Here is a 1,500-nt window from a genome sequence, read left to right as displayed (position 1 = left end):
CCTCACTTCCGGCAACGACCTCGTTATCCAGGATGTGAACGCTACGCCTCAGTTTACCGTGGCCGAGACCGGGCTGTTCACCATTCACACCCTTGTGTATGACCCGGCAACCCTCGACCTCAGCATCGTAGAGTTTGGCGTAACTACCGGCGTGGATGTCAACAACCTGCTCATTCAGGGCGGGGGCGATATTTGCGCTTCCCTGCTCGTGGCAGGCGCGCAGTTCCAGGTCGAAGAATGCCCCTGTACAGCGGATGCAGGCACCCTGATTGCCGATTCTGATAATTGCCTGGATGGCACTGCGGAATTAACTGCGGTTGAAGACCAAGCGCCGGTTATTCCTAATGGCTATGAGCGACTATTTGTGCTGACTTCAGGAACAGACCTTGTCATTGAGGCTGTCAATACCGATCCAACCTTTACGATTGAAGAAACAGGGCTGTTTACCATTCACACCCTGATCTACAATCCATTGACCCTCGACTTGTCGATCGTGGAATTTGGCGTGACGACCGGGGTTGACGTGAACGGCTTATTGGTGCAGGGCGGAGGTGATATTTGTGCCGCTCTGGACGTCGCCGGGGCAGCATTCCAGGTAGAGCCATGCCCCACCCTGTTGGAGAAAGCCCCCTACCCTAATCCGGTTTCCGATCAGCTGTATGTTCCCGTAGCCGACTGGATGATTGGTTCAGATTTGACCATTCACCTCAATGATGCCAATGGCAAGCTTGTGCGTGAAATTAAGATTGAGGAAGCCAATGCGTTGGAGGTGATTGATATGCGACAGATGACGCCGGGTGGATATACCCTTGTGGTTTACCATTCCGATGGTACCCGAGGCATGGTTCGCCGTATTATCAAAATGTAGTCGTGATTAAAAAGATGTTTCTTCAGCAGCCTCCGCTACGCAGCGGGGGCTGCTGTTTTTTTGGGGGAATGCACATGCGTACAGGACGGCATCGCCGCTGATCATCTGGTTTCTAATTTCCCCAATGTTCTTTACGCGTTTTTCCTGTCTTTGAAGCATTTTCGATCTTCGGAAAAGCGATCTGATCAGGCATTAAGACCACCTGCTGCTTGACTATCTGTCCGGCAACCGGTATATTTAAGCGATGGCGAAGCGCAAAGAACAACATACCGGCATGCACCCCACATTGGAGCAGCCCAGGTACTTCCCTGACCTGCACGCATCTCTTAGTGTGTACACCCGTGATTGGCTGGCGCCCCGCCTTCCCGAGCGTTACACTATTTCCGTAGAGCGCGGGCTGTCCATGACAGATGAATCCGGAGCCGCTAAGCAATACCGCCCGGATGCCAGTATTGACCGGGCCGAATCGCCTGAAGCGCCCTACACAGATGCCATAGTGGTGCAACCACCTTCCTTCTCTGTGGAGGTTTTAGGCCAACCCCAACGGTATGTAGCCATACGAGATAAAGATGATAGTTTGGTCACGACCATTGAAATCCTTTCTCCTGCCAATAAAACGGGGGACGGCTACG

General features: G+C 52.9%; 2 protein-coding genes. Both read left to right on the top strand.

Features of this window, described 5'->3' with window-relative positions; translation table 11 throughout:
- The coding region (locus tag RIC19_RS17750; protein ID WP_350179691.1) for a T9SS type A sorting domain-containing protein at positions 1-868 on the top strand (868 nt) is incomplete at its 5' end.
- Positions 869-1,112: 244 nt separating this feature from the next.
- Positions 1,113-1,500, top strand: a 388-nt coding sequence (locus RIC19_RS17745; protein WP_350179690.1) for a DUF4058 family protein, incomplete at its 3' end; no start/stop codon positions are given.

It is taken from the genome of Phaeodactylibacter sp. (genome assembly GCF_040219495.1).
In the GTDB taxonomy this organism is placed as follows: domain Bacteria; phylum Bacteroidota; class Bacteroidia; order Chitinophagales; family Saprospiraceae; genus Phaeodactylibacter.
This window is presented reverse-complemented; position numbering and strand designations above follow the sequence as displayed.